The sequence below is a fragment of the Bradyrhizobium archetypum genome (assembly GCF_013114835.1).
Classification (GTDB): Bacteria; Pseudomonadota; Alphaproteobacteria; order Rhizobiales; family Xanthobacteraceae; genus Bradyrhizobium; species Bradyrhizobium archetypum.
In genome coordinates this window covers 474,027-499,049 of the sequence record NZ_JAAVLW010000005.1, presented here as the reverse complement: position 1 = coordinate 499,049, position 25,023 = coordinate 474,027, and the positions used below count along the sequence as shown (strand labels likewise).

General features: G+C 62.7%; 27 protein-coding genes and 1 pseudogene. 15 read left to right on the top strand and 13 right to left on the bottom strand.

All coding sequences use genetic code 11. From position 1 onward, the window contains the following. Positions 1-43 precede the first annotated feature (43 nt). Both HCN50_RS18805 and HCN50_RS18800 read right to left on the bottom strand, forming a co-directional pair. On the bottom strand, positions 44-940 hold the full coding sequence (locus tag HCN50_RS18805) for a prohibitin family protein (RefSeq protein ID WP_171711139.1): 897 nt from the start codon (positions 938-940) through the stop codon (positions 44-46). A 134-nt stretch (positions 941-1,074) separates the two neighbouring features. After that, a pseudogene (locus HCN50_RS18800) lies at positions 1,075-1,794 on the bottom strand (sulfite exporter TauE/SafE family protein); the annotation flags it as partial. 88 nt (positions 1,795-1,882) lie between these two features. Here HCN50_RS18800 and HCN50_RS18795 point away from each other — a divergent pair. Beyond that, entirely contained in the window at positions 1,883-2,251 is a 369-nt protein-coding gene (locus HCN50_RS18795) for a GFA family protein (protein WP_171711138.1), read from the top strand. A gap of 21 nt (positions 2,252-2,272) precedes the next feature. On the opposite strand, the gene HCN50_RS18790 is transcribed toward HCN50_RS18795, so the two are convergent. After that, positions 2,273-3,001 (bottom strand): adenylate/guanylate cyclase domain-containing protein, encoded by a 729-nt coding sequence (locus tag HCN50_RS18790; protein WP_171711443.1) that lies wholly within the window; start codon positions 2,999-3,001, stop codon positions 2,273-2,275. A gap of 156 nt (positions 3,002-3,157) precedes the next feature. Here HCN50_RS18790 and HCN50_RS18785 point away from each other — a divergent pair, with 156 nt between their 5' ends. Both HCN50_RS18785 and HCN50_RS18780 read left to right on the top strand, forming a co-directional pair. Further along, positions 3,158-3,607 carry a cupin domain-containing protein gene (locus HCN50_RS18785; RefSeq protein ID WP_171711137.1) on the top strand — a complete coding sequence of 150 codons (450 nt, stop codon included), beginning with the start codon at positions 3,158-3,160 and terminating at the stop codon, positions 3,605-3,607. 135 nt (positions 3,608-3,742) lie between these two features. Then, positions 3,743-6,010 carry a fused MFS/spermidine synthase gene (locus tag HCN50_RS18780; protein ID WP_171711136.1) on the top strand — a complete coding sequence of 756 codons (2,268 nt, stop codon included), beginning with the start codon at positions 3,743-3,745 and terminating at the stop codon, positions 6,008-6,010. Between the two features lie 17 nt (positions 6,011-6,027). Here the strand turns inward: HCN50_RS18780 and HCN50_RS18775 are convergent, their stop codons facing one another. Continuing rightward, positions 6,028-6,798 (bottom strand): exodeoxyribonuclease III, encoded by a 771-nt coding sequence (locus HCN50_RS18775; protein ID WP_171711135.1) that lies wholly within the window; start codon positions 6,796-6,798, stop codon positions 6,028-6,030. A gap of 46 nt (positions 6,799-6,844) precedes the next feature. Here HCN50_RS18775 and HCN50_RS18770 point away from each other — a divergent pair, with 46 nt between their 5' ends. Next, the gene (locus HCN50_RS18770; RefSeq protein WP_171711134.1) at positions 6,845-7,066 is read left to right on the top strand and encodes a cysteine rich repeat-containing protein; all 222 of its coding nucleotides are present in this window, start codon (positions 6,845-6,847) and stop codon (positions 7,064-7,066) included. 132 nt (positions 7,067-7,198) lie between these two features. On the opposite strand, the gene alr is transcribed toward HCN50_RS18770, so the two are convergent. The 3 genes from alr to HCN50_RS18755 all read right to left on the bottom strand — a co-directional run bounded on the left by alr (position 7,199) and on the right by HCN50_RS18755 (position 10,489). Next, a complete protein-coding gene (gene alr / locus HCN50_RS18765; RefSeq protein ID WP_171711133.1) occupies positions 7,199-8,422 on the bottom strand; it encodes an alanine racemase in 1,224 nt (407 codons plus the stop codon). A gap of 48 nt (positions 8,423-8,470) precedes the next feature. Beyond that, complete coding sequence (locus HCN50_RS18760; protein WP_171711132.1) at positions 8,471-9,967, bottom strand: replicative DNA helicase; 1,497 nt, start codon at positions 9,965-9,967, stop codon at positions 8,471-8,473. 336 nt (positions 9,968-10,303) lie between these two features. Beyond that, positions 10,304-10,489: a hypothetical protein gene (locus HCN50_RS18755; protein WP_171710697.1), complete on the bottom strand. Its 186-nt coding sequence runs from the start codon at positions 10,487-10,489 to the stop codon at positions 10,304-10,306. An 82-nt stretch (positions 10,490-10,571) separates the two neighbouring features. Here HCN50_RS18755 and HCN50_RS18750 point away from each other — a divergent pair, with 82 nt between their 5' ends. Continuing rightward, on the top strand, positions 10,572-10,778 hold the full coding sequence (locus HCN50_RS18750) for a transcriptional regulator (RefSeq protein WP_171711131.1): 207 nt from the start codon (positions 10,572-10,574) through the stop codon (positions 10,776-10,778). 13 nt (positions 10,779-10,791) lie between these two features. On the opposite strand, the gene HCN50_RS18745 is transcribed toward HCN50_RS18750, so the two are convergent. Next, positions 10,792-12,042 (bottom strand): cyclopropane fatty acid synthase, encoded by a 1,251-nt coding sequence (locus HCN50_RS18745; RefSeq protein ID WP_171711130.1) that lies wholly within the window; start codon positions 12,040-12,042, stop codon positions 10,792-10,794. A gap of 536 nt (positions 12,043-12,578) precedes the next feature. Then, positions 12,579-13,061, bottom strand: a complete 483-nt coding sequence (locus tag HCN50_RS34805) for a pentapeptide repeat-containing protein (protein WP_376700297.1) — start codon at positions 13,059-13,061, stop codon at positions 12,579-12,581. A gap of 441 nt (positions 13,062-13,502) precedes the next feature. On the opposite strand from HCN50_RS34805, the gene HCN50_RS18735 reads away from it, so the two are divergent. Next, a complete protein-coding gene (locus tag HCN50_RS18735) occupies positions 13,503-14,108 on the top strand; it encodes a TetR/AcrR family transcriptional regulator (RefSeq protein WP_171711128.1) in 606 nt (201 codons plus the stop codon). Next, the gene (locus HCN50_RS18730) at positions 14,105-14,569 is read left to right on the top strand and encodes a PaaI family thioesterase (RefSeq protein WP_171711127.1); all 465 of its coding nucleotides are present in this window, start codon (positions 14,105-14,107) and stop codon (positions 14,567-14,569) included. Before HCN50_RS18735 ends, HCN50_RS18730 begins: the two co-directional genes overlap by 4 nt. A gap of 38 nt (positions 14,570-14,607) precedes the next feature. Here the strand turns inward: HCN50_RS18730 and rplI are convergent, their stop codons facing one another. The 4 genes from rplI to rpsF form a co-directional block, all read right to left on the bottom strand. Then, positions 14,608-15,207 (bottom strand): 50S ribosomal protein L9, encoded by a 600-nt coding sequence (gene rplI / locus HCN50_RS18725; protein ID WP_171711126.1) that lies wholly within the window; start codon positions 15,205-15,207, stop codon positions 14,608-14,610. Between the two features lie 49 nt (positions 15,208-15,256). Then, complete coding sequence (locus HCN50_RS18720; RefSeq protein ID WP_171711442.1) at positions 15,257-16,204, bottom strand: YybS family protein; 948 nt, start codon at positions 16,202-16,204, stop codon at positions 15,257-15,259. A gap of 130 nt (positions 16,205-16,334) precedes the next feature. Further along, positions 16,335-16,574: a 30S ribosomal protein S18 gene (gene rpsR, locus HCN50_RS18715; protein ID WP_011441353.1), complete on the bottom strand. Its 240-nt coding sequence runs from the start codon at positions 16,572-16,574 to the stop codon at positions 16,335-16,337. 5 nt (positions 16,575-16,579) lie between these two features. Continuing rightward, a complete protein-coding gene (rpsF, locus tag HCN50_RS18710) occupies positions 16,580-17,050 on the bottom strand; it encodes a 30S ribosomal protein S6 (RefSeq protein WP_171711125.1) in 471 nt (156 codons plus the stop codon). Between the two features lie 332 nt (positions 17,051-17,382). Here rpsF and HCN50_RS18705 point away from each other — a divergent pair, with 332 nt between their 5' ends. The 8 genes from HCN50_RS18705 to mltG all read left to right on the top strand — a co-directional run bounded on the left by HCN50_RS18705 (position 17,383) and on the right by mltG (position 24,965). Beyond that, positions 17,383-18,105, top strand: a complete 723-nt coding sequence (locus HCN50_RS18705) for a TetR/AcrR family transcriptional regulator C-terminal domain-containing protein (protein ID WP_171711124.1) — start codon at positions 17,383-17,385, stop codon at positions 18,103-18,105. Continuing rightward, the gene (locus HCN50_RS18700) at positions 18,102-19,127 is read left to right on the top strand and encodes a fatty acid desaturase family protein (RefSeq protein WP_171711123.1); all 1,026 of its coding nucleotides are present in this window, start codon (positions 18,102-18,104) and stop codon (positions 19,125-19,127) included. Before HCN50_RS18705 ends, HCN50_RS18700 begins: the two co-directional genes overlap by 4 nt. Positions 19,128-19,203: 76 nt before the next feature. After that, positions 19,204-19,830, top strand: coding sequence for a LysE family translocator (locus tag HCN50_RS18695; RefSeq protein ID WP_171711122.1), 627 nt, complete (start codon positions 19,204-19,206; stop codon positions 19,828-19,830). 110 nt (positions 19,831-19,940) lie between these two features. Further along, positions 19,941-20,894 (top strand): ACP S-malonyltransferase, encoded by a 954-nt coding sequence (gene fabD, locus HCN50_RS18690; RefSeq protein WP_171711121.1) that lies wholly within the window; start codon positions 19,941-19,943, stop codon positions 20,892-20,894. Positions 20,895-20,915: 21 nt separating this feature from the next. Beyond that, entirely contained in the window at positions 20,916-21,653 is a 738-nt protein-coding gene (fabG, locus tag HCN50_RS18685) for a 3-oxoacyl-[acyl-carrier-protein] reductase (RefSeq protein ID WP_171711120.1), read from the top strand. A gap of 303 nt (positions 21,654-21,956) precedes the next feature. Next, positions 21,957-22,196 (top strand): acyl carrier protein, encoded by a 240-nt coding sequence (locus HCN50_RS18680; RefSeq protein WP_008969609.1) that lies wholly within the window; start codon positions 21,957-21,959, stop codon positions 22,194-22,196. Positions 22,197-22,292: 96 nt separating this feature from the next. Next, on the top strand, positions 22,293-23,558 hold the full coding sequence (fabF, locus tag HCN50_RS18675; RefSeq protein ID WP_171711119.1) for a beta-ketoacyl-ACP synthase II: 1,266 nt from the start codon (positions 22,293-22,295) through the stop codon (positions 23,556-23,558). Between the two features lie 123 nt (positions 23,559-23,681). Beyond that, entirely contained in the window at positions 23,682-24,965 is a 1,284-nt protein-coding gene (gene mltG, locus HCN50_RS18670) for an endolytic transglycosylase MltG (RefSeq protein WP_171711118.1), read from the top strand. Positions 24,966-25,023 lie beyond the last annotated feature (58 nt).

Here is a 25,023-nt window from a genome sequence, read left to right as displayed (position 1 = left end):
GCCGGCACGATGGCGGCGCCCGAGATCCGGGCGTCGCATGGCTCTATTTCACCGATACGAACGGCACCGATGAGCCCGGCACCATTGTTGTCGGCAGCACGCCATTCCAGCGTTCGGCCTGCACCAGCGTGACGAGGTTCGGATTGGTGCCGAGCGCCTTGGCGCGGGCTTCGATGGCGGCGGCCTCGGCCTCGCCGGTGATCCTGATATTGGTGGCCTTGGCTTCGCCGTTGAGCCGGAGCGCGTCGGCCGCGGCCTGCGCCTCGGCGCGGACGGCGTTGGCCTTGGCGGTCGCTTGTGTCACCGTGATCTGCGCCTGCACCTTCTCGCGCTCGGCGTTCTGCTGCAGCTTCTGCACCTCGACCTCGGCCAGCATGCGCTGCTCGATCGAGTGCAGATAGTTGGCGCTGAACTCGATGTTTTCGAGCTGGACGCTCTCGATCGTGATCATCGGATCGTCCTTCAGCGATGCCGTGATGGCGTCCTTGATCGCGGAGTTCAGCGGCCCGCGCTCCTGGATCGCTTTCACAGCCGTGTAACGGCCGAACACGATCTTGACCTGCTGGTTGACGGCCGGGCTGACCACCTGCTTGACCGCGGTGTCGAGCCCGCCGAACTTGGCATAGAGATCGGCCACCTTCTCCGGCGAGGCGCGCAAGGTGACGCTGATCTTGAGGTCGGCGGGCTGCTGGTCGAAGGAGTAGGAGTTCATCTTGTCCCAGGTGTAGGTGAGGGTCTTGACACTGACCTTCTCGACGGTGTCGATCAGCGGGAGCTTGAAGCCCAAGCCCGGCTGCGCGGTGCCGATCACCGCGCCATAGCGCAGCTTCACGCCGCGCTCGGTCTGATCGACGGTGTACCAGCTTCCCGCGGCGATGATGGCAACGACAATGACGGCGGCGATAGCGCCGATGATTCCGCCGATGTTTCCCTTGGGCATTTCGGTCTCTCCGGACGTGGGTGATGCGAATCCATGTCCGGCATTGATCTGTGGTCACCTGCGGACTGGATGTGACACGCGTCACTTGGTCGGCCATTCCCGGCGAATGGTTCAGGCCCTTTATCTGGGCCTGATGAAAATGCGGTCCACAGCAGGGCGAGACCGGCGGCCAGCATGATGCCGTCCATCAACAGCCGAAACACGTCTGGCGCAAGGCGCAGCACGAAGCGTCTGGCGATGAAGGCGCCGAACACGAGGGAGGAGCCCGCAATCAGGCCCTTCAGCGCGATATCAGGCGTCAGCGCCCCGAAGCGCTCGAACGTGACCGACTTGCTCAGGTAAAGGCCGAGCGAGCTTGCGGCTTCGGTGGCAAGGAAAGGGCCCTTGGTGAGCCCGTAAAACAGAAACAGCGGTACGCTGAGCGGCCCGGTCGAAACCACGATACCCGTGAGGAAGCCGATGATGGCGCCACCCACCGCAAGGTGCCACAGGCGTGCTCTAAGCTGATGTCGGGCCAGCCAATGCCGCACCGGCACCATCGCGATGAGAAACAGGGCGATCGCGATATCGACGGCGTGCGAGGGCAGCGCCAGCAACGTCCGTGCACCAAGCGCGGCGGCCGGAATCCCCGTTGCCGAATAGGCGAGGCAGGCGCGCCAGTCGACCTCGCGCCACCAGGCGAGAATGCGCGACAGGTTGGCCATCACGGCTGCGACCGCCATGATCGGAACGGCTTCCTTCGGCCCGTACTGATAGACCAACACGGGCATCAGCATGATCGACGACCCCGTGCCGACAATGCCTGAGATGGTGCCGGCGAGCAGGCCGACAATGAGGACGAAGATGAAACCCAAATTGCAGTCTTCCGATTCCGGATGCTGACATCATGTTGGCAGCAGGCTTAGGTTACGAGGCCTGAATACCATTGGAAAGGACCAGGTCGTGCCAATCAAGGGAAGCTGCCATTGCGGCAACACGCAATTCGAGGTGAACGAAGCGCCGGCTGGCGTGACACGCTGCACCTGCTCGCTGTGTTCCAAGCGCGGCGCGCTGTGGGCCTACTACACGCCGGCGCAATTTCGCCTGATCTCGCCGCCGGAAAATGTCGCGACCTATTTGTGGGGCAGCCGCACGGTCAAGCATCATTTTTGTGCTCATTGCGGCTGCGGCACCTATTCGGAATCGCCGGATTGGTCGACCGGCAAGCCGGACTTCGACAATCCCAAGGTGGGCGTCAATGCACGGCTGTTCGACCATTTCGACCTCGAACCCGTGCCGGTGACGGTGATCGATGGCAAGAATCTCTGGTGATGCGGCGATAGGCCGATCGCGCTAGGCGGCGTAAAGCTCGATCGGAGTGTCGAATCCCTTGAGCCGGAATGCCTTCGAAGGGCTGTCCTTCAAATCCGGCTGGGTGCGGTCAAACACCGCCTTTGTCACCAGGATCTGGTCGGCTTCGGCCACCGACTGGGCGCGGGAGGCGGTATTGACGACGGGGCCGATCGCCGTCAGGTCGCGGTGCGAGCGACCGAATTCGCCAAAGCTGAGTTCGCCGGTGTGGATGCCGATGCCGATCCCCAACTCGCTGGCGGTGAGGCCGTGCGCTTGGACAAGGCTCTCGCGTCGGTCGCGCCACTTAGCCTGGATGTCGCGTGCGGCGAGCACGGCGTTTCTGGCGTGCGCTTCCCGCTTTAAGGGAAAGTTGAAGACCGCCATCACGGCGTCGCCAATGGTCTTGTTGAGGAGCCCATCGTGCTCCCAGATCGCGCTCGCACATTCATCGTAGAATGCGTCGAGCAGCCCGGAAACTGCATCGGCCGATTGCGACTGCGACAGGCTGGTGTAACCGCGGAGGTCGGCAAACATGATGGTCGCGTCGATGGTGATCTTGCGGGCCCGCATCACCTTCGTGAACATCAGTTCGCAGATGGTGCAGGTATTGGGATTCATCCGGCTTGGACGAATGCCGAACGCGCGAAACGGCGCCGAGACCACGCCGCGAAGCGGCACCGGAACACGCATCTGCTCCCAGCACCCTTTGCAGATCAGCGAATGTTGCAGAGCTGCCATTTTCACTCAGGCTCCACGAGAGCGGCTCCAATCCTATAACCGGCAGCAGGTGCGAGCAAGACGGTGTCCCGCAGCGCACATCTGCCGGCTGGCGGCCCAAGGCAAAGCTGCTAGGATCGCGTCAAAACAGCAGGACGGAGGATCGCCATGGACGCCGCGACGCCGGCAAAGGCGCAGACCGCAGACACGCATTCCCATCTGGTTCGCCCCGACAGCATGGAATGGCAGAAGACCCGTTTCCCCGGTTGCGAAGCCAAGACGCTATTGTTCGATCGCAAGACCGGACTGATGACCGCGCTGATGAAGTTTGCCCCTGGTGCAGTTCTCCCCGACCACGAGCACGTCAACATCGAGCAGACCTATGTGCTCGAAGGCTCGCTCATCGATAAGGAAGGCCCAGCCAAGGGCATCGAATGCAAGGCCGGCGAGTTCATCTGGCGCGAAGAGGGTAGCCGCCATGTCGCCTGGTGCCCGCAAGGCGGGCTGATGCTCGCGATCTTCCAGGTGCCGAACAAGTTCTTCGAGGCCGATGGCCGCGTCATCGATGCCGCGGGCGAAGACTGGGACGCGGCGTGGGGGCACACCCGCAAGAGCTGATCCGTTATTAAGCTGAGGCGGAGATCAAGACAGCGTTTACCATGGCGCATGTCGGCCGTTCCCGACGATAGGATTAAGCCTTGCTTAGGCGTCGCTGGCTACCGTGCAACCCAAATTGACGGTACCGGGACATCAATGTCGCTCTTCAACGCTTCGGATCGGATATCGCCCGCCATCGATCCGCGAGCAGTAGCCGTTCGACTGACGCCATGGCTCTATGCCGCGACCCTGTTTGTTTCGGCGCTGCTTCTGTTCTCGATTCAGCCGATGTTTGCGAAGATGGTGCTTCCCAAACTCGGAGGCGCGCCGGCGGTCTGGTCCGTCGCGATGGTGTTCTTTCAAACCGCATTGCTCGCTGGTTATGTCTACGCCCATCTGTTGAACCGTCTGTTGCGTCCCCGGTGGGCGGTCATGTTCCATCTCCTGCTGGTCGGTGTCACCGCGATGCTGCTGCCGATCGCGATTGCGCCGGGATGGGGCGCCTCGCCACCGGATGGAACAGCGCTTTGGCTGTTCGGCCTGTTCGCGGCTTCCATCGGCCTTCCGTTCTTCACCCTGTCAGCCAGCGCGCCGTTGCTGCAAAGCTGGTTTGCCGTGAGCGGACACAGACAGGCGGGCAATCCGTATGTGCTCTACGCCGCATCCAATCTTGGTTCGTTCGCCGCGCTGTTCACCTATCCGGTCATCATCGAGCCGATCCTGACCCTGAAGACGCAGACGTCGACTTGGTCCGTCGGATTTGCCCTCCTGGCCATTCTGTTGAGCTTCGTCGGATTGTTCGCGGCGCGCGCGCTGCCTGCCGTCGCCGTGCAGACCGAACTTCAGGATGATGTTCGCGCGAACGCCGGTGAGCGGCTGCGATGGATCGCGCTTTCCGCGGTTCCGTCGGGCCTGGTCATCGCGGTAACCGCCTATCTGGCGACGGATGTCGCCGCGGCGCCGTTCCTTTGGGTGGTCCCACTGGCGATTTACCTGCTCACTTTCGTGGCCGTTTTTCGCGAGCGGCCATGGATCGCGCATGCCAATGTGGTTCGGCTTGTCCCGTTTGCGGTCGCGCCGCTCGCGGTGAGTTTGATCGGCGGGGAAAAAGTCTTTTGGCTGACGACGATTGCGCTCAATCTCGTGGCGTTCGCGCTGTTGACGCTGATGTGCCACGGCGAGCTCTATACGCACCGTCCCAGCCCATCGCGGCTGACGGAGTTTTACCTTGGCACCTCGTTTGGCGGGGTGATCGGTGGCGCCTTTGCAGGGCTCATCGCGCCGCAAATATTCAACGGCAATTACGAATATCCGATCCTGATCGTCCTGGCGCTGCTGTGCAGTCCCGGCATCTTCGCCGGAGGCATGCGCAAAGCGTCGATGGCAGTATTGCCGTGGCTCGCGCTCAGCACAGTGCTGGGGCTGATCTGGTACATGACCCGCTTTCAGCCGCCGGCCACACTGGAGCTGCCGTTCCAGGTGCTCTTAGCCCTGATGGCAGCCATGATGTTGTTTCAACGACAGCGGCCGATGCGCTTCTTCGGGCTCGTCGTCCTGAGCTTTACGGTGACGGCCCTGTGGCGACCTGGAATAGCGCCGATCGAAACGGCGCGCAGTTTCTTTGGCGTCCATAAGGTCGCCGAGGTTGCCGAGGGCAAAGCCCGCGTCCTCTATCATGGCACCACGGTTCACGGCGCGCAGCGGCTACGGAACGATGATGGCACGCCGGTCAGTGGTCCGATGCTGCCGCAGACCTACTACTATCCGGGCGGTCCATTCGCGGAAGCCATCGCCGCCGCCCGTGCAGCCCATGGTGGCCGCCTGGATCGCGTCGCCGTCGTCGGGCTTGGTACCGGCACGCTTGCCTGTCATCGCAAAGCCCAGGAGCTGTGGACGTTCTTCGAGATCGACCCGGAAGTAGTCCGCATCGCGCGTGATCCGCATCGCTTCGAATTCCTGTCAAGTTGCGCGCCCGAAGCGCCGGTTGTCGCCGGAGACGCGCGGCTCACCCTGGAAGGCTCACCCGATCGCTACGATCTGATCGTGCTGGATGCTTTTTCGTCCGATAGCATTCCAGTGCATCTGCTCACGCGTGAGGCCTTTGCGGGTTATCTCTCGAAACTTTCGCCGCATGGTGTAATCCTGGCGCACATCTCCAACCGGCACCTCGACCTCGCGCCGGTTGTGGCAAATGTCGCTCAGTCGCAGTCGCTGGTAGCCTTCCTGCGGGAGGACGACAGTGCCGGCGATCTCATGACGACACTCAAGGCCAATGCCCGGCTCGTGGTGCTGGCGCGCGAGCCGGGCGACGCCGGAAGCATCGCGCGCCACTGGACGGCGCTACGCCCGGATTCGAGCGCACCATGGACGGACGACTATTCCAACATTCTGGGTGTCATGCTGCGCAAGAAATTCGGCGGGTAGGTCAAACCTGCGACGCGCTAGCGCAACACGATCCACGCCGGCGCATGATCGCTGGCGCCTTCCTCGCCGCGTACCTTGCGATCGACCCCGGCCATGGTCAGGCGCGGAGCAATTGCCGGGCTCAACAACAGGTGGTCGAGCCGCAATCCGGCGTCGCGAGCCCAGCGGTTGCGCTTGTAGTCCCAGAACGTGAACATCGGCTTTTCCGGGTGCAAGGTTCGGATCGTGTCGGTCCAGCCCTGGTCCACCAGCGCTCTGAACGCGGCGCGGCTCTTTGGCTGGATCAAGGCGTCGTTGTCCCAGGATTTCGTCGGATAGATATCGATCTCGGTCGGCGCGACATTGTAGTCGCCGGCCAGCACCACGGGGACGTCCTGCTTGAGCAGCTTGCCGGCGTGCAACCGCAGTCGTCTGAACCAGTCGAGCTTGTAATCGAATTTCGGCCCCGGCTGCGGGTTGCCGTTCGGCAGGTAGATGCTGGTCACGAGGATGCCGTTGATGGCGGCCTCGATATAGCGTGCCTCCAAATCATCGGGGTTGCCGGGCAGGGCGGTCCGGGTCAATACTGGTTCGGTCTTCCGCGCCAGAATGGCAACGCCGTTCCAGGTCCTCTGCCCGCGCCACACCGCGCCGTAACCGGCTTTCTCGATCGCGGAGGCCGGAAATTCGGCGTCGGTGCATTTCAATTCCTGCAAGGCAACGACGTCGGGTTTCGCCGCGCGCAGCCAGCGCAACAGGTTCGGCAGGCGGCGGTTGACATTGTTAATGTTGAAGGTCGCGATCTTCATGTAGAGCTAGCTGGCATCACTGTGCTTCCTGACATTTGGAGATTCCATGTCGAAACTACGCTTCGCCATTCTCGTGCTCGCCATCGGATGCTCCGGATCCGCAGTTGCTCAAGCCGCCGAGCAGCGCGGCGCCTGCAAGGCCGACTATGACAAATATTGCGCCGGTACGCTGCCCGGCGGCGGCCGTGTCGTGGCATGTCTGAACAAGCAGCATCAGCAACTCAGCGACACCTGCAAGCAAGTATTGGCTAGTCGGAAGAAACAGTAAGACAGGCAACACGCCAGCGTCGGGTTTCGCGATTGTTGCTTTTGATTGTCGCGTTCTTGACAACTCACGGCGCGCAAGCCGGACCTTGGGAAGGGAGGTCGTTCGGCAGCCGGGTGCCGTCTGCCGAACAAACTAGCTGGAAGCGGCAGCCGGCTCCGCTTGAAGCGGAGCAGGGGGCTCCGCTTTGGCAATGCCGCCCTTGTAGACCCGCGCATAACGCTTGCCGAGGCTGGTCAGCACTTCGTAGCCGATGGTGCCGTAATGGTGGGCGAGTTCGTCGACCGTGATGCCTTCGCCGATCAGCGTCACCATATGACCGCGCCGTACGGCGTTCTTGTCGACGTCGGTGACATCGATCGCCATCAGGTCCATCGAAATTCGGCCGGCAACTGGGCAGCGCTTGCTGGCAACCACCACTTCGGCGCCGCGGGTGCCGTCATTGGCGCTGGCAGCGCGGAAATAGCCGTCGGCATAGCCCGCCGAAACGATTGCTATTCTGGTTGGACGCCGCGCCGTCCAGGTGCCGCCATAGCCGACCGTATCGCCGCGCTCGACGTTGCGGATCTGCACGATGCGCGCCTTCAGCTCGACGACTGGCTGCATCGGGTTATCGGCCTCTGGCGTCGGATTGATGCCGTAGATGGCGCAGCCCGGCCGCACCAGGTCGAACTGGAACTGGGCGCCCAGGAAAACGCCGGACGAATTCGCCAGCGAGGCCGGCACGCCGGAAAACAGGCTAGCGATCTCACGGAAGGCCGCGAGCTGCCTGGCATTGGCGGGATTGTGGAGCAGCTCCGCGGAGGCGAGGTGGCTCATCACGAGCGTAATGCCGTGGTCGCCGGCGTTGATGCGCGGGATGATGCCTTGCGCTTCGGTGACGGTGAGCCCGAGCCGGTTCATCCCGGTATCGATGTGAATGGCTGCGCCGCCCGACCAGCCCGAGCGGCGGCAGAACACATCCCATTCGGCGAGTTCGTTGAGGTCGCCGATGACAGGCTTGCAATCGATCTCGGCGTAGGCGGCACCAGTATTCTGGAAAAACCCGTCGAGCACATAGATCGACGCTGCGGCCGGCACTGCGGCGCGGACGATTCGTGCCTCATCGAGGGTGGCGACAAAAAATGTCTTGCAGCCGGCGGCAGAGAGGGCGCGTGCGACCTGTTCGGCGCCGCAGCCATAAGCATCCGCCTTGACGACGCCTGCGCATTCGGCCGGCACCGCCGTCTTCTCGAGCTTGCGCCAGTTGGCGACGATGGCATCGAGATCGACGGTGAGGATGCCGGTGGCGGTCGGATGGGCCGCCAACAGGGTCGCTTCGGGCGAAAGCTGCGATTTGAGGTCGGTTGCGATGTTCATCCCACCGTTGTACGCGCGACGACGGAACCGTTCAACTGCATCACCACATCAGTAGTGGCGGTCGGGAACCTGGCCGTCGTGCACGAGATCGCCGAATCGGGTGACGCTGGCGTCGAAATGCAGTTCGACGGTGCCGGTCGGGCCGTGGCGCTGCTTGCCGATGATCACCTCGGCTTTGCCGAGCGCGCGGTCCATTTCCAGCTGCCATGCGGCGTGTTCTTGCGTTCCTTCGCGCGGCTGCTTCATCGCAAGGTAATATTCCTCGCGATAGACGAACAGCACAACGTCGGCGTCCTGCTCGATCGAGCCGGACTCACGAAGGTCGGAGAGCTGCGGACGCTTGTCGTCGCGGTTTTCGACCTGACGCGAGAGCTGCGACAGCGCGATCACCGGGACGTTCAATTCTTTCGCCAGCGCCTTCAGGCTGGTGGTGATCTCGGTGATTTCCTGCACGCGGTTGTCATTGCCACGCTTGCCCGAGCCCTGCAGCAGTTGGATGTAGTCGATCACGATCAGATCGAGGCCCTTCTGCCGCTTGAGCCGGCGGGCGCGCGCGGTGAGCTGCGAGATCGATAGACCGCCCGTTTCATCGACGTAAAACGGTAACGAATCCAGCTCGATCGAGCAGTCGCGGATCTTGTCGAAATCTGCGTCGGTGATGCCGCCGCGGCGGATCAGGCTGGAGGGGATGCCGGTGCGTTCCGCCAGAATACGGGTGGCAAGCTGCTCGCCGGACATTTCGCAGGAGAAGAAGCCGACCGCGCCGCCATGGGCTGCCTTGATGGTGCCGTCCGGCTGCACCTCCGGTACATAGGCTTTGGCGATGTTGTAGGCGATGTTGGTGGCCAGCGACGTCTTGCCCATGCCGGGCCGGCCGGCGACGATGATGAGGTCGGAAGGCTGCAGCCCGCCCATCTTGCCGTCGAGATCGCGCAGGCCGGTCGAGATACCCGACAGCTTACCGTCGCGCTGGAACGCCTTGGCGGCCATGTCGACGGCCACAGTGAGCGCCTGCGAGAAGCGCTGGAAGCCGCCGTCATAGCGGCCAGTCTCGGCAAGCGCGTAGAGTTGGCGCTCGGCATCCTCAATCTGCGCGCGCGGGGCAAAATCGACCGGTGCGTCGAACGCGACGTTGACGATGTCCTCGCCGATTTTGATCAGGTCACGGCGCAGGCTCAGGTCGTAGATGGTACGGCCGTAGTCCTGGGCGTTAATGATGGTAGTGGCTTCCGCGGCGAGGCGCGCGAGGTACTGGCCTGGTGTCAATCCGAGAATGTCGGTGTCAGCGGGCAGGAATGTCTTGAGCGTGACGGGTGTTGCCACCTTACCCATCCGAATCAGGCTGCCCGCGATCTCATAAATCTGCTGATGGATGGCTTCGAAGAAGTGCTTCGGCTCCAGGAAGTCCGAAACCCGGTAGAACGCGTCGTTGTTGACCAGAATGGCGCCCAGCAGGCTCTGTTCCGCCTCGATATTGTGCGGCGCGCTGCGGTAGACCGGAGTTCCCGCGTCGGGAGCGAGCTTGAGGACGTTCGAATCAGCCATAGGTCGGATTATGCTTTAGATTTTTGGCGTTGTCGGGATTCCGGGAAGGTCGCGATCTCCCGGAAGCGGGGGGCGATAAAGCGCCACTCGCGGGTCCCGTGAAAGTGCGAAGGTTTCTTATGCACGATTCACACATGTGAGGTGTGAATGAATTCCGGTTAGCGGATGTCTTGCTTGACGGGGTTGCGGCCGAAACCGGGGCGCTGCGGCGCGCTTTTCCGCGAAATGCTGAGAAAAATCCTAAGCAAAATCTTAGGAGAACCTGAACCCTGCCGCGACTTGGACAGACACATCCCAACGCGACGGTTGCTTTTGAGCCGTGGTCTTAAGCGTTGATCAAACCAGGATCAGGTAGATGAACGCAAACAGGGCGGCGGCCACGCCGATTGCGATCAAGGCGTAGTCGATCCTGATGTCGGAATCGAACGGTGCTGGGTAGGTCTGCCGGCTCATGCCGGGGATGTACGACGGGCCGGCAAGGCTATCTGTGAAGTAGATCACAGCAGGTGTGATTTTCTTCACAGCAGAATCGATTGGTTAAGAAATCGGGAACGGGTCGGCGATTTTCGAGTTGCCAGTTGCACCGGACCAAAAGGGACAGGCGATGGGTCAGCAAATCCAGGCATGGCGATCGGCAAGCGACCAGCGCTTGTGGCTGTCGATGCTGATCGATGCCATGGAAGGGATTTCGCGTCCGGAACGGCGTGACGAGCCCTGCGATAGTCAGGTGCTTGACGCGTTTCGCGCCCAGCTTGCTCGTCCGGCGCTGGCCCCGATACCTTACGCCTCGGCCTACAGCCTGAGAAATTGACGCTATCGGCTGCCTATTCGCCGGCCAATTGCAGCCGCGGCTGCTTGCCGAGCTCTATCCCGCGCAGCCTCGCTTCTTCCCGTGTGATGTAGTCGCGCGTCATCGGCACGATTCCCTGGCGCTTGGTGAGCTGGATCTGGAAAATCATCAGGTTTTGCTTCCGGAACGACATTTCCGATGCCGCCAGATAGAACTCCCACATGCGGGCAAAACGCTCGTCGTAAAGGCGCACCGCCTCTTCGCGCCGCGCCATGAAACGCTCACGCCAGGCCTTCAGCGTTTCCGCATAATGCAGCCGCAGGATTTCGATGTCGCAGACCAGAAGGCCCGCCTTCTCGATTGCGGGAATGACCTCGGACAGGGCGGGAATATAGCCGCCCGGGAAAATATATTTCGTGATCCATGGGCTTGTCACGTCGGGCCCGGTGGAGCGGCCGATCGAGTGCAGCACCATGACACCGTCGTCGCTGAGAAGCTCGACGCAGCGCCGGAAAAACGTTTCATAGAAGTCGATACCGACATGTTCGAACATGCCGACCGAGACGATCCGGTCGAACGGGCCAGCAACATCGCGGTAATCGCTCAGCAGAAACCTTGCCGATCCCATCAGATTCTTTTCGGCAGCGCGCGCGTTCGAGACCTGTAATTGCTCCGTCGACAGCGTGATGCCGGTGACATCGGCGCCGGTCATTTCGGCCAGATAGAGGCCTAGGCCGCCCCAGCCCGAGCCGATGTCGAGCACGCGGTTGCCGCGGCCGATCAAGAGCTTGGCGGCCAGATGACGCTTCTTGGCGAGTTGGGCGTCGTCGAGTGTCGTATCCGGCGTTTCGAAATAGGCGCAGCTATATTGCTTGTCGGCGTCGAGGAAGAGGGAATAGAGCCGCCCGTCGAGATCGTAGTGATGGGCGACGTTGGTTTTCGCACGGCCGCGCCAATTGAATTGCCTGGCGTGCCGGCCGAAATAGCGCAGCCACCATTGCAACTTGGCCCAGCGCGGCAGCATTTCGGGCTGGCCGAGCAGGATCTCGAGCGCGTCCGCGATCGTGCCGTTCTCGACGACGAATGTGCCGTCCATATAGGCTTCGCCAAGCGCAAGCTCTGGATTGAGGAGAATACGTCGCTGGGTCCGTTCGGTCAGGAACCGCACCGACACCGGAAGGCCGGTTCCGTCTCCGCAGGTAAATCTCGTCCCACTCGCGGTCGTGAACGTCATCGCGCCGCGGCGAATGAACTGGCTAAGGAAATAACGCAACAACCGATCCATCGAAGCACCAATGGAGCGCGACCGTTACACCGACACACCCCCGGAAGGCTCGGTTCCAGGAATGGATCTATTGTATAATAAGTACGATAATGCCGTAGCGCTAGGGCGTTGGAGTCAAAGCGGATATCCCGGATGCGACGATCACGAAGACGAGCAATAAGTGCGCTTCCATTCGCGTGATAATCAGCTAAAAGGTGACCCGCCGCCGGGCCACGTTGTGCGTCGCAGGCAGCAGTTCCACGTCTGGAGAAGCTGGGAATGTTGAGCCGAGCGCTCAGTTTAGCGACGGTGACGCTTCTGATTGGCTGCCTCACAGCAGGGGTGGGGGTGGCCGAAAACCTCGACGCGGGAAAGAGCCCGTCCCAGATATTCTCAAGCACCTGCAGCGCCTGCCACAGGAGCCCGCGGGGCCTGTTGAAGACCACGCCAGCTTCGTCATTGCCGGGCTTCCTGCGCCAGCACTATACGACCGGCACCGAGATGGCCTCGCTGCTCTCTTCCTATCTGATATCCAACGGGGCTGCCGACCCTCGGTATCAGGCTAAGGACGCAAAGCAGAAGGACGCCAAGCAGGACGGCAGGGCGGACCAGCCCGATCGGCTAGGCCGCCGGCAGCCGCCGGCTGCACCTGCTCGGGAGGCCTCCAGGCCGGAGGCCGACGGAACCCAGCCGCAAGGCGAAGGCACGCGTCCGGGCCGGGATGCCAAGCGGTTCTCACGGCGGCATATGGCGCCCGAAACCAAGCCCGCCGATGATGGGCAGACCCCGGCGCAGGCCGCTACCGACAGCAAATCCGGCGCCAGGCAGAAGCAGGGCAGACGTGGCAGGCCCGCCATGGAGGAGCCGCCGAAGCCCGAGCAGGCAGTCCGTGGCGACGCCGCGAAGCAAGACGCCACGAAGGAAGATGCGTCGCGGGACGCTGCCAAGTCCGAGCCTGCCAAATCTGAGCCTGCCAAGTCTGAGCCTGCCAAGTCTGAGCCTGCCAAGTCTGAGCCATCCAAGCCTGAGCCTAGCAGCACTGAGACGGTCTCGACCGATCCTGTCAGGACTGATGGACTCAAGGATGGGGGCGACAAGCCGGCTGCCGAGGCCGCCAAGCGCCCGCGCGACTCGTCGCGCGAGGGCGGCTCCGAGGCGACCAAGGTCGATGCGCCGAAGGAAAGTGCCGGCAGCGGCGAGCCAACGCCGCTCCGACCCGATCCGGTGCCGCCGGCTCCGCCAGTTTCCGCAACGACCGCGCCCGAGCCGCCAGCCGCGTCGTCCGCACCTGAGCCCGCGACGCCGCCGGTGACGGCTGCAGCGCCTCCACCACCGCCCGCAGCGCCCGTCGACCCGCCTACGCCTCCAATCTCACGCTAGCATTCTCAATTCCGTAATCCGGTCCACGGAAGCATGGCGCTTGACCAGCTCTAGAGTAGCACTCTAGAGTAATCATCCAGCGACAACGAAGATGGACGCGGATGACTACGGCGCGCGAGGACTTGCTGGCGGCGGGATTGGCGGTGTTCGACCGCGACGGCTTCGAGGGTGCCACCGTGGCCGCCATTCGAGCCCGCGCGCGGGCGTCCAACGGCAGCTTTTTCCATTTCTTCGATTCGAAGAAGCAACTGGCCGGCACGCTTTTTCTGGAGATCCTCGGGCATTACCACGCCGCCGTCATTGCGGCGGTCGATCAATCCCGCGGGGCGCGGGAAGGCGTGGCGCGGCTGATCCGCGCCCATCTCGAATGGGTCGTGAACTCCAGGCGTGAGGCGCGCTATCTGTTCGAGATTTCCCGCAGTGAATGGACGGAGGAGATCCGTGGCGCGCAGCGGGCACAGAATGCGCGTCTTGCGGAAGCCGTGGAGCGATGGCGCACGCCGCTGGTTGCGCGCGGCGAATTGCTGCCGATGACGTCGTCGGTGTTCTTCAGTCAAATCATCGGACCGGCACAGATTTTCTGCCGCGCATGGCTGTCGGGCCGCGACCGCACCGATCCAAGAGAGCAAGCCGATATTCTGATCGCCTGCGCCATCCGCGCTGTAGTCGCGTCCGAAGCGATCCGACAACCGGGAGAAACCATATGAATGCAGCCAACGATCCGGACTTCGCGCCGATCGCAACTCGCATCCGCGACAATGTCGGCCGCCAGGGCTTCATGAACCATATCGGGGCGGAGCTGTCGGAGTTGACGCGCGGCACGTGCACGCTTGCGGTCGACCGCCGGCCGGAACTGTTGCAGCAACACGGCCTGTTTCACGGCGGCGTCACCGCATTCCTTGTCGACAACGCTACCACGATTGCGGCGGCGACATCGCGCGGCCAGCCGGCGTTGACGGCGGAATACAAGTTGAACCTGCTATCGCCGGCGGTCGGCGAGCGTTTGATTTGCCGGGCGCGTGTGATCAAGCCTGGACGCCAGGTCGCCGTGGTTGCGGCTGATGTGTTCTGCGTGACCGATGGCGTCGAGAAGCACACCGCAACAGCGCTCGCCTCGATTGCGATGCTGGGCGAAAAGGCGGTTGCCAGAATCCCAAGCCCGGCCTGAGGGGCCGGGCTTGAAAGCCATTACCGCGATAAGACGCGTTACTTTTCGGTAGCCGCGGGCGCCGGCGCGATTTCCTCGTGCTGGGCTTCCGGATCGAAGAATTCGCCGGCGGCGGCGATCGCCTCGGCGGCGGCGTCCTGGTCTTCCTGACGGGTCGAGATGTCTTCGCCGCGGTTGATGCGCTCGGCTTCATCGGCGCTGCGCGCCACAGTGACGCTGACGCTGACTTCGACTTCCGGGTGCACGGCGATGGCGATTTCGTGCTTGCCGATGGCCTTGATCGGCGCGTCCAGCATTACCTGGCTGCGGCTGATGATGACGCCGTCGGCTTCGAACGAGGCAATGATATCGCGCACGCTCACCGATCCGAATAGCTGGCCGGATTCGGAGGCCTGACGCAGCACGATCACGTTGCGGCCGTCGATCTTCTCGGCGACCTTGGTCGCTTCGGCCTTGGCCTTGAGGTTGTTGGCCTCGAGCTCGGCCTTCATGCCGTCGAACTTGGCGCGGTTGTCGGCGGTGGCGCGCAGCGCCTTGCCGCGCTTGAGCAGAAAGTTGCGGGCATACCCGTCCCTGACGCGGACGACTTCGCCCATCTGGCCGAGCTTGGCGACGCGTTCCAGCAAGATGACTTCCATTTTCGTTCTCCTTTGATGTTAGTTTAAAGTTCGGGCAAGCGATAGAAATTCAGGATGTGGGAAGCGGCGGCGGTCGCGTCCGCATGAAGCGCTCGCGAAAGCCGAAAACGGTGTCAGCCAAGCCAAGCGCGACCATGCTGAGCAGTGGCCAGACGAACAAGATCATGACTACGTAGGCGCAGGTCAGCCAGAGCCCGCGATTTTTCAGTGCCAATGTCAACGTATGCAGGACGGCAAAGCCTGTGAGTGCATAGGCCGTTAAGAGCGCACCGACGACAATCTTTGCGGCAAGTGCAAGCAGCCCGCCGGTAAAGCCGAACGCGACGGCGACGCAAAGGACGACGAGTGTCATCGGGGGCAGCGTCGTGGCTTTCAGATCGGGCCAGGGACGCTGCAGGCGGCCCGAGGTGGCGGTGATCTTGGCAGCAAGCCACAGATTGATCGTCAGCATAATGAGCGGACCACTTGCGATCATCGCCGGCGCTATTGCTGCTGCCGATCCAATCACTCGGTCGTCGGCCTCCATTTGGTACATTGCAAGAATCCGAGTCACGCTACGCTTCATAGCTGCCACGATTGCCTCTGGATCGGTGCTGACGCTGAAGAGCGTCAGAATCGTAATGAGCACGGCGAATCCTGCGATCCAAAGCAGGAGACGGCCGACCGGATACCATTCAAGCGAGTGGGGTCCTGGTTCGGCGCCATCGCCAACCGGCCTGCCCAGCATTGCGAGGTGCCCAAGCCACCAAGCAGGAAGTGCCACGGTGAGGGCGTAAGCGAGACAATGAGCAAAGCCGAAGATCGCGCCGATGCCGAGCGCGGCTGCGATGCCGCCAACGGTGGCACTCAGAGGACCCCATCCGATCGCCGCGACCATGAGGGGCATCGACGCCAGATAGAGCAAAAGCACCGAGATCAGCGTACGTGAAATGACGGACGCGAACATCAGCGCCGACGCGCAGCCGGCTGCAAGACCAATGAGGATAATCGCGATCATCAGCTGTCCCGCCCCTTTCGAGCGGTTAGAGGTCGTCCCGACCCCAACCATCGGCGACCGGACGACCCGGAAGCCTTATGAATATTTGAATATTGAGGTTCGCGGCGCGAACGCCGCGAACCAAAGTGCCTTAGCGAATGACGTAGGGCAGCAGGCCGAGGAAACGTGCGCGCTTGATGGCGCGCGCAAGCTCGCGCTGCTTCTTGGCGGAGACGGCGGTGATGCGGCTCGGCACGATCTTGCCGCGCTCGGAGACGTAACGCATCAGCAGCTTGGAATCCTTGTAGTCGATCTTCGGCGCGTTCGGACCCGTGAACGGGCAGGTCTTGCGGCGACGGAAAAACGGACGGCGTGCTCCAGCTTCAGCCATGATTCTTACTCCTCTTCCGCCACTTCGACAGCGTCTTCGCGCGGACGGCGCGGGCCGCGGTCGCCGCGGAATCCACCTTCACGATCGCCGCGGAAGCCGCCTTCGCGGTCACCGCGGAAGCCGCCGCCGCGTTCGTCGCGCTCGCGGTCGCGATCGGCCTTGCGCATCATGGCCGACGGACCTTCCTCGTGCTCTTCGACGCGGACGGTGAGGTAGCGGATGACGTCTTCGGAGATCCGCTCCTGACGCTCGATCTCGGAGACCGCAGCGGCGGGCGCATCGATGTTCATCAGCACGAAATGTGCCTTGCGGTTCTTGTTCATGCGGTAGGTGAGGGAGCGCACGCCCCAGTTCTCGGTCTTGGTGACCTTGCCGCCGAGCCCTTCGACGATGCCCGTCATCTGGGTGGTCAGCTCTTCGACCTGCTGGGTGCTCGCGTCCTGACGCGCGAGAAAAACATGCTCGTAAAGAGGCATGGGTGTCCTTTCCTGGTGTTGGCGCATTTCCCGGCGGCAAGCCCTTCGAGGCCTTCGGAAAGGACTCGGAGATAAGCTCAGAAGGCGGAAGCACGGGACGACGGGCCGACTGGCCCTGCCACATCAAAAACGCCCTGGATGAGGAGTGATTGCTGAGACCGTCCGTTCAGCTCCCGGCCGGGATCTGCGGATGCGCGGTTTATAAGGATTTTCGGCGCGCTGGCAAGGCTTGTTACGGTCCGAAGAGGCCTTGGGGCGCTCGCCGATTCAAGCTCGCCAGCCTGTTTGACATTTTTGTTTGTATAGCATACAAGTAGCGGTGGAGAGGTAAAATGGCCCCCAAATCCATTCAGGCCCCGACGCAATCACCGGCCGACGATCCAAGACACGCCGCCCGCGCGACCCGGACGGCAGGCCGCCGGATGCGTTCGCGCCTCCTCGATGCGGCCAGCCGCCTGTTCAGAGAGCGGGGCCTTGCCGGCACCTCGATCTCGGACATTGCCGCGGCAGCCGACGCCTTCCCGAGCCAGATCACCTACTATTTCCGCACCAAGGAGGCCCTGTTCGTCGAGGCTGCCTGCCGCGAGATGCTTTACGTGGCGCGCGCGGCCGAGCAGGCGGCGCTGCAGGCCCATACGCCAGGGGACTACACGCGCGCGCTGGTCGAGACCGTCACGGCGACGGATTCTGTCGCTTTCTTTACCGAGGCGCTGACGCTTACCCGCCGCCGCCAGGATCTCGCCCCGCTGGTGGAACGCACCATCGAGCGGCTGCACAGCGAAGGCATGCGGGCTTATGCAAGCCAAATCGAGCGACACGGCTGGAAGAGCCTGCGCGACGCCGATGCCAGTTCGCGGCGGTTCTGGGCGCTGGCGGTCGGCGTCATGGTCGAGGGTTATGCCATGGGCCGTTCGGCCGAGGACCTGTCCGGGGAGATGCTGCGCGTGCTCGGCGACCAGGCGACGACGCCGGCCGGCGACACGGCGCGACTGCATCTCGTCAGCGATCGCGAAGTTTCCAATTCAGGGCCGGCCGAGGGGGAGAAATCGCCATGACCGCGCTGCGCATTCGTGCCCGCGACTTTCTGAACGAGGATCAACTGATCGCTGTCCGGCAGCGCGTGACGTGGAAAGGCATCGCCCTAATCGCGCATGCATGGACATTAATCCTGGGCTCGATCGCGCTGGTGGCGTGGTGGCCCCATCCGCTGATCTTTCTGCTCGCGGTCGGCGTCATCGGTTCACGCCAGCTCGGGCTTGCCATCCTGATGCATGACGGTGCCCATGGATGCCTATCGGCGGACGAGAAGGTCAATCTGGTGCTCAGCCAGTGGTTCTGTGCCTATCCGGTCTTTGCCGAGACGCGCGCCTATCGCCGTTACCACCTGCAGCACCATGCGCGCACGCAGCAGGAAGACGATCCCGATCTAATTTTGTCGGCGCCATTTCCGATCACCAAGATCAGCTATCGTCGCAAGTTTTTCCGCGACATTACGGGACAGACCGGCTACCAGCAGCGCAAGGCGCAACTCTTGAACGCGCTTGGGCCGAAGCAATGGCCTGTCGCGAAACGTGCCGCGCATTTCTGGGAAAAGCTCGGCCCGCAATTTGCTGTCAATGCCGTGCTGTTCGCTGCTCTTGCCGCCGCCGGCGTGTGGTGGGCCTATCCACTGCTGTGGCTGTTGCCGCTCCTGACCTGGCAGATGGTCATTACGCGGATTCGCAATATTGCCGAGCATGCGGTCGTTCCCGATTCAGATGATCCCTTGCGCAATACGCGCACCACGCGTGCGAATTTTCTCGAGCGGCTGTTCATCGCGCCGTACTATGTCAATTATCACCTCGAGCATCATTTGTTGTTCTACGTGCCCTGCTACAACCTGCCGCGCGTCCACCGCATCCTCTCTGAAAGCCGGTTTGCGGACCGCATGGAGGTGCAGCCAAACTACGCCGCCGTGCTGAGACTGGCGACAGCCAGCCCTGACCACGAAGATCGGCCGGGCAAGCTGGTGAGCAGTGTGCGTCGCGCACGCGCCGGCGCCGAGGTTGGCCGCGATCAGGCGGCAGGCGGATTCTAGACATCTCCTTGCTCGTCTATAAATGACGTCCTTAAATGACGTCCTTGGGCGACAATGGCCGAGGGGGAGCTTGCGAATGATCGATCTGACGACCTTGGTTGCCTATGGGGCGGTTGTGCTCGGCTTTGTATTCATTCCGGGCCCCGCCACGCTCCTCACGGTGGCACGGGCAACGAGTTCAGGCACAAAGGCGGGACTAGCTACCGGCCTCGGCATCGCGGCCGGCGATATGATTCACACGTTCACGGCGATCGTCGGCATCTCAGCCGTCATTGCCACTTCGGCGACGCTGTTCAGCATCATCAAATACATTGGTGCAGCGTATCTCGTTTACCTCGGCGTTCGTGCAATCCTTGAGAGAACGCCGGCAAATCTGACGGCGGGCGCACTGCCGATCTCGGCCGGCAAGGCATTTAGACAGGCTATTTTGGCCGAGGTGCTAAATCCAAAGACGGCGCTTTTCTTCCTCGCGTTCCTCCCCCAGTTCGTGGTGCCCGAAAAGGGGTCGGTCGCGCTTCAACTGACGATCCTGGGGATCCTTTTTGTGCTGTTGGGGCTCGTCAGCACGGTGGTCTTTGCTGTCTGTGCGGGCCGGCTAGGCAACTTTCTTCGTCGAAATCCCACCGTGCTAAAATGGCAGGGCAAGGTCGTCGGCGGCATCTATTGCGCTTTGGGTGCCCGGTTGGCCCTGCAAGAACGCTGAACCAGCCCGCCCGATTCTCACCCCTCCACAGCGTGCGTCATTCCGCAGCGCGGCTTGACATCCCGGCCTTGGTCAGTGTCTTACGGCGCCATTCTAACGAGGGAGCGCCGATGACGGCTGCATTTACGTTTCCGGGGCAGGGTTCCCAGGCGGTCGGTATGGGTAAGGCCCTGGCGGAGGCCTTTCCGGCCGCGCGAGCAGTATTTGACGAGGTTGATTCGGCGCTTGGCGAGAAGCTGACGGCGATCATCTGGGATGGCCCCGCGGAGACCCTCCAACTAACGGAAAATGCCCAGCCGGCGCTGATGGCGGTGTCGATCGCCACGCTGCGCGTACTGGAAAGCGAGGCGGGCTTTTCCGTCGGGCGGAATGCGGCATTCGTCGCCGGCCATTCGCTCGGCGAATATTCCGCGCTGGCTGCGGCCGGTAGCCTTAGCGTCCATGATACCGCGCGCCTGCTGCGTATCCGTGGTCTTGCGATGCAAAAAGCGGTGCCGGTCGGTGTCGGCGCGATGGCGGCGTTGCTCGGGCTCGATTATGAGACGGCGATGGCGGTTGCCAGCGAAGCGGCACAGGGACAGGTTTGCCAGGCCGCCAACGACAATGGCGGCGGGCAGGTTGTGGTGTCAGGTGACAAGGCGGCCGTCGATCGCGCGGTGGAAATCGCCAAGGCCAAAGGCGCCAAGCGTGCGATGCTACTGCCGGTGTCCGCGCCGTTCCACTGCAAGCTGATGCAGCCGGCGGCCGATGCGATGGCGGAAGCGCTGGCCGGTGTGACGATCAAGGCGCCAGCCTCGCCGCTGGTCTCGAACGTGCTGGCTGCGGCGATCACCGATCCCGACGAGATTCGCCGCCGCCTGATCGAGCAGGTCACCGGCACGGTCCGCTGGCGCGAATCGGTGGCCTACATGGCGGCACATGGTGTGACGCGGTTCTTCGAAATCGGCGCCGGCAAGGTGCTGAGCGGGCTGGTCAAGCGTATCGCAGAGGGCGCGGTGGGCCTGTCGGTCGGAGGGCCAAACGATATTGCCGCCGCCAAAGACGCATTGGCGGCTTCGGCCTGAAGCTCCCGGAAGGAGACATAGATGTTCGATTTGACGGGCAGAACGGCGCTGGTCACCGGCGCAACCGGCGGCATTGGCGGGGCGATCGCGCAGGCCTTGCATGCGCAAGGCGCGACGGTGGCGATATCGGGGACGCGCCGCGAGGTGCTGGATTCCTTCGCCGCCAAGCTTGGCGGCCGCGTCCACGTGCTGCCGTGCAATCTCTCCGACAGCGCGGAGGTCGAGGCGCTGGTGCCCGCGGCGGAGGCCGCCATGGGGCAGGTCGATATCCTGATCGCCAATGCCGGCATCACGCGCGACAACCTGTTTGTGCAGTTGCGTGACGAGGATTGGGATGACGTGATCCAGGTCAATCTGACCGCGACGTTCCGTCTCGCCCGCGCCGCAACCAAACTGATGATGCGCAAGCGCTTCGGGCGGATCATTGCGATTACCTCGATCGTCGGCGTGACCGGCAATCCCGGCCAGGCCAACTACACCGCGTCGAAGGCCGGTATCATCGGCCTGATCAAGACGCTGGGAGCGGAATACGCCAGGCGCAACGTGACCGCCAATTGCATCGCACCAGGATTCATCAAGACGCCGATGACCGACGCGCTCAACGACAAGCAGCGCGAGACCATCCTGACGAAGGTTCCTGCGGCGCGGCTGGGGACGCCGGAGGACATCGCTGCCGCGGCCGTCTATCTCGCCTCCAATGAGGCGGCCTATGTCACTGGCCAGACGATTCACGTCAACGGCGGAATGGCCATGATTTGAGCGAGTTATTGCCTCGATCAATGCGGCCAAAGGCCGTTTTCCGGGGCACTTGAGGCTTGTAGTCAAGGCTTGGGAAGTATGGTAACCGAACCCTCGACGGATGGGCAAACAAGGCCATTGCAGGATTTTGAAACCCTGTATATTGGCGTGGCAACGCCTGCCGTTCGCCGGGGCTTTGTCGGCTACCACCGGGCCGAACCAAGACTATGCGCGATAGCGAAGGAAGTTTAACGACCACGATAGCTCGTAGCGTCTCTGTAGCGTCTTGGGGTCGGGTCCAATGGAACAAGCACGAGGTTGATGATGAGTGAGATTGGCGAGCGGGTTAAGAAGATTGTGGTCGAACACCTCGGTGTTGAACCGGATAAGGTTGTCGACAACGCAAGTTTTATCGACGACCTCGGCGCCGACAGTCTCGACACCGTCGAGCTCGTGATGGCATTTGAAGAAGAGTTCGGTTGCGAGATTCCCGATGACGCCGCCGAGACGATTTTGACCGTGGGCGACGCGACTAAGTTTCTCGAGAAGAACGCGAAAAGCTGACGTCCCGGGCGGGTTGAGAAGGAGCCGGACGGGCCGTTGTCGAACGGTCCCCCGGTTTCTTGTTTTAGGCCCCGATTTCGGGCTGGAGTTTTTGACATGAGGCGGGTTGTCGTCACGGGGCTGGGCATGGTTACGCCGCTCGGCTGCGGCGTTGACACAACGTGGACGCGTATCCTCGACGGCCAGAGCGGCGCCAGGAAGATCGATACGTTCGAGGTCGCCGATCTTGCCAGCCAGATCGCCTGTGTGATTCCCCGCGGCGATGGCGGTGACGGCACATTCAATCCCGACCAGTGGATGGAGCCGAAGGAACAGCGCAAGGTCGACGACTTCATCATCTTTGCAATGGCGGCGGCGCGCCAGGCGCTCGACGACGCCAACTGGCATCCCGCGACTGAAGAAGACAAATGCGCCACCGGCACCCTGATCGGGTCGGGAATCGGCGGACTGTCCGGCATCGCCGAGACCTCGCTGCTCTTGAAGGAACGCGGGCCGCGCCGGGTATCGCCGTTCTTTATTCCGGGGCGACTGATCAATCTCGCTTCGGGCTATGTCTCGATCGAGCACGGCCTCAAGGGCCCCAACCATTCCGTCGTGACCGCCTGTTCGACCGGCGCGCATGCGATCGGCGATGGTGCGCGCCTCATTGCGCTCGGCGACGCCGACGTCATGGTGGCCGGCGGTACGGAATCGCCGATCTGCCGGTTGGCGATGGCCGGATTCTGCGCTGCGCGCGCGCTCTCGACCGGCTTCAACGAGACGCCGGAAAAGGCCTCGCGGCCCTATGACAAGGATCGCGATGGATTCGTGATGGGCGAGGGCGCCGGCGTCGTGGTGCTCGAGGAATACGAGCACGCGAAAAAGCGTGGTGCGCGAATCTATTGCGAAGTGGTGGGCTATGGCCTGTCGGGCGACGCCTATCACATCACCTCGCCGTCGCCGGACGGCGATGGTGGCTTCCGCAGCATGAGTGCAGCGATCAAGCGCGCCGGCATTGCGGTATCCGATATCGACTATATCAACGCCCACGGAACCTCGACGCAGATCGGCGACGAGATTGAACTCGGCGCCGTGGAGCGGCTGCTCGGCAACGCCGCCTCCAAGGTATCGATGTCGTCGACGAAATCGTCGACCGGCCACCTGCTTGGTGCGGCCGGTGCGATCGAAGCCATTTTCAGCATCCTTGCGATTCGCGATAATATTGCTCCGCCCACCATCAATTTGGAAAATCCATCGGTAGAAACGGCGATCGATCTGGTGCCGCAGACGGCGCGCAAGCGCGAGATTAACGTCGCGCTGTCGAATTCCTTCGGTTTTGGGGGGACCAACGCCTCCGTAATCGTTCGGCGCGTGACTGACTAACAAGTGTTTAGAACTACTCCACCGTTTTGCCGTATTCGGCGATGACTTCTACATGCGGGCGTATGCTATCGGCTGGGCAGGATGCCGGGCCGCGATTGAACCGGCAGGATTCAGGTTGCATCGATGAGTGAGAGGCCGCCCATTTCACCACGAAGTCCGCGCGCAGCGCTGGAGCCCGAGCAGGTGCCGCCGCCGCCGAAGCGGTCGGAGCGTGCCCGCAATCCATTCGTGGTGGTCGGCAATGCCATCTTCACCATCCTGATCATTCTGATGATCGGCGCGGGAACGACGTATTATTACGGCAGACAGATCCTTGAAACGCCGGGCCCGCTGCAGGAAGACAAGATCGTCAACATTCCCTCGCGCGCCGGCAAGCGCGACATCGCCGATGTGCTGCTGCGCGAAGGCGTGATCAACGTCAATCCCTGGATATTCATCGGCGGCGTGTTTGCACTGAAGGCGAGTTCCGACCTCAAGCCGGGCGAATACTCGTTCCAGAAGAGTGCGAGCCTGCGCGATGTCATCGCCACCATCGTCGAAGGCAAGGTGGTGCAGCATGCTGTCACCGTCCCGGAAGGTCTGACGTCCGAGCAGATCGTGACGCGCCTGCTCGACAACGACATCTTCGCAGGCTCGGTCCGGGAGATACCGCGCGAAGGCACGCTGCTGCCGGAGACCTACAAATTCCCGCGCGGCACCACGCGGGAGCAGGTGATTCAGCGCATGCAGCAGACGCAGAAGCGTGTGCTCGCGGAAATCTGGGAGCGCCGCAACCCGGAGGTCCCGGTCAGGTCGCCGGAGCAGCTCATCACGCTCGCCTCGATCATCGAGAAAGAGACCGGCCGGGCCGACGAGCGCAGCCGCGTGGCGGCGGTATTCGTCAATCGCTTGCGGCAGCGGATCAAGCTGCAGTCCGATCCGACCATCATCTACGGGCTGGTCGGCGGCAAGGGAACGCTGGGCCGGCCGATCAAGCGCTCCGAGATCACGCAGCCGTCGCCTTACAACACCTATGTCATCGAAGGCCTGCCGCCTGGGCCGATCGCCAATCCGGGCCGCGCCTCGCTCGAAGCCGCCGCCAACCCGGCGCGCACGCGCGATCTGTTCTTCGTGGCTGATGGAACGGGTGGGCACGCCTTTACCGAGACCTACGACGCGCACCAGAAAAACGTCGCCAAGCTGCGGGCGCTCGAAAAGCAGATTCAAAACGATACCGTCGAGCCGTCAGAGGATGCGCCGCCGCCGACATCCGCAGGAGCGCCGGCCGATCCCAATCCCACGGCGACGACACCACGGCCGGCGGCGCCGGCGAAAAAGCCGCCCGCCCGTCCGGCTGCGCCGGCGACCGCGCCGGCCCGCCAGGGCGCCGTGCAATCGACCACGACGCCGCCGGTAGTTCAGCGCTGACGCTCCGCCGGTCGAGAATGCGTTCCCGCCACGGCGCGGAACGCAATTCCACTTTGGC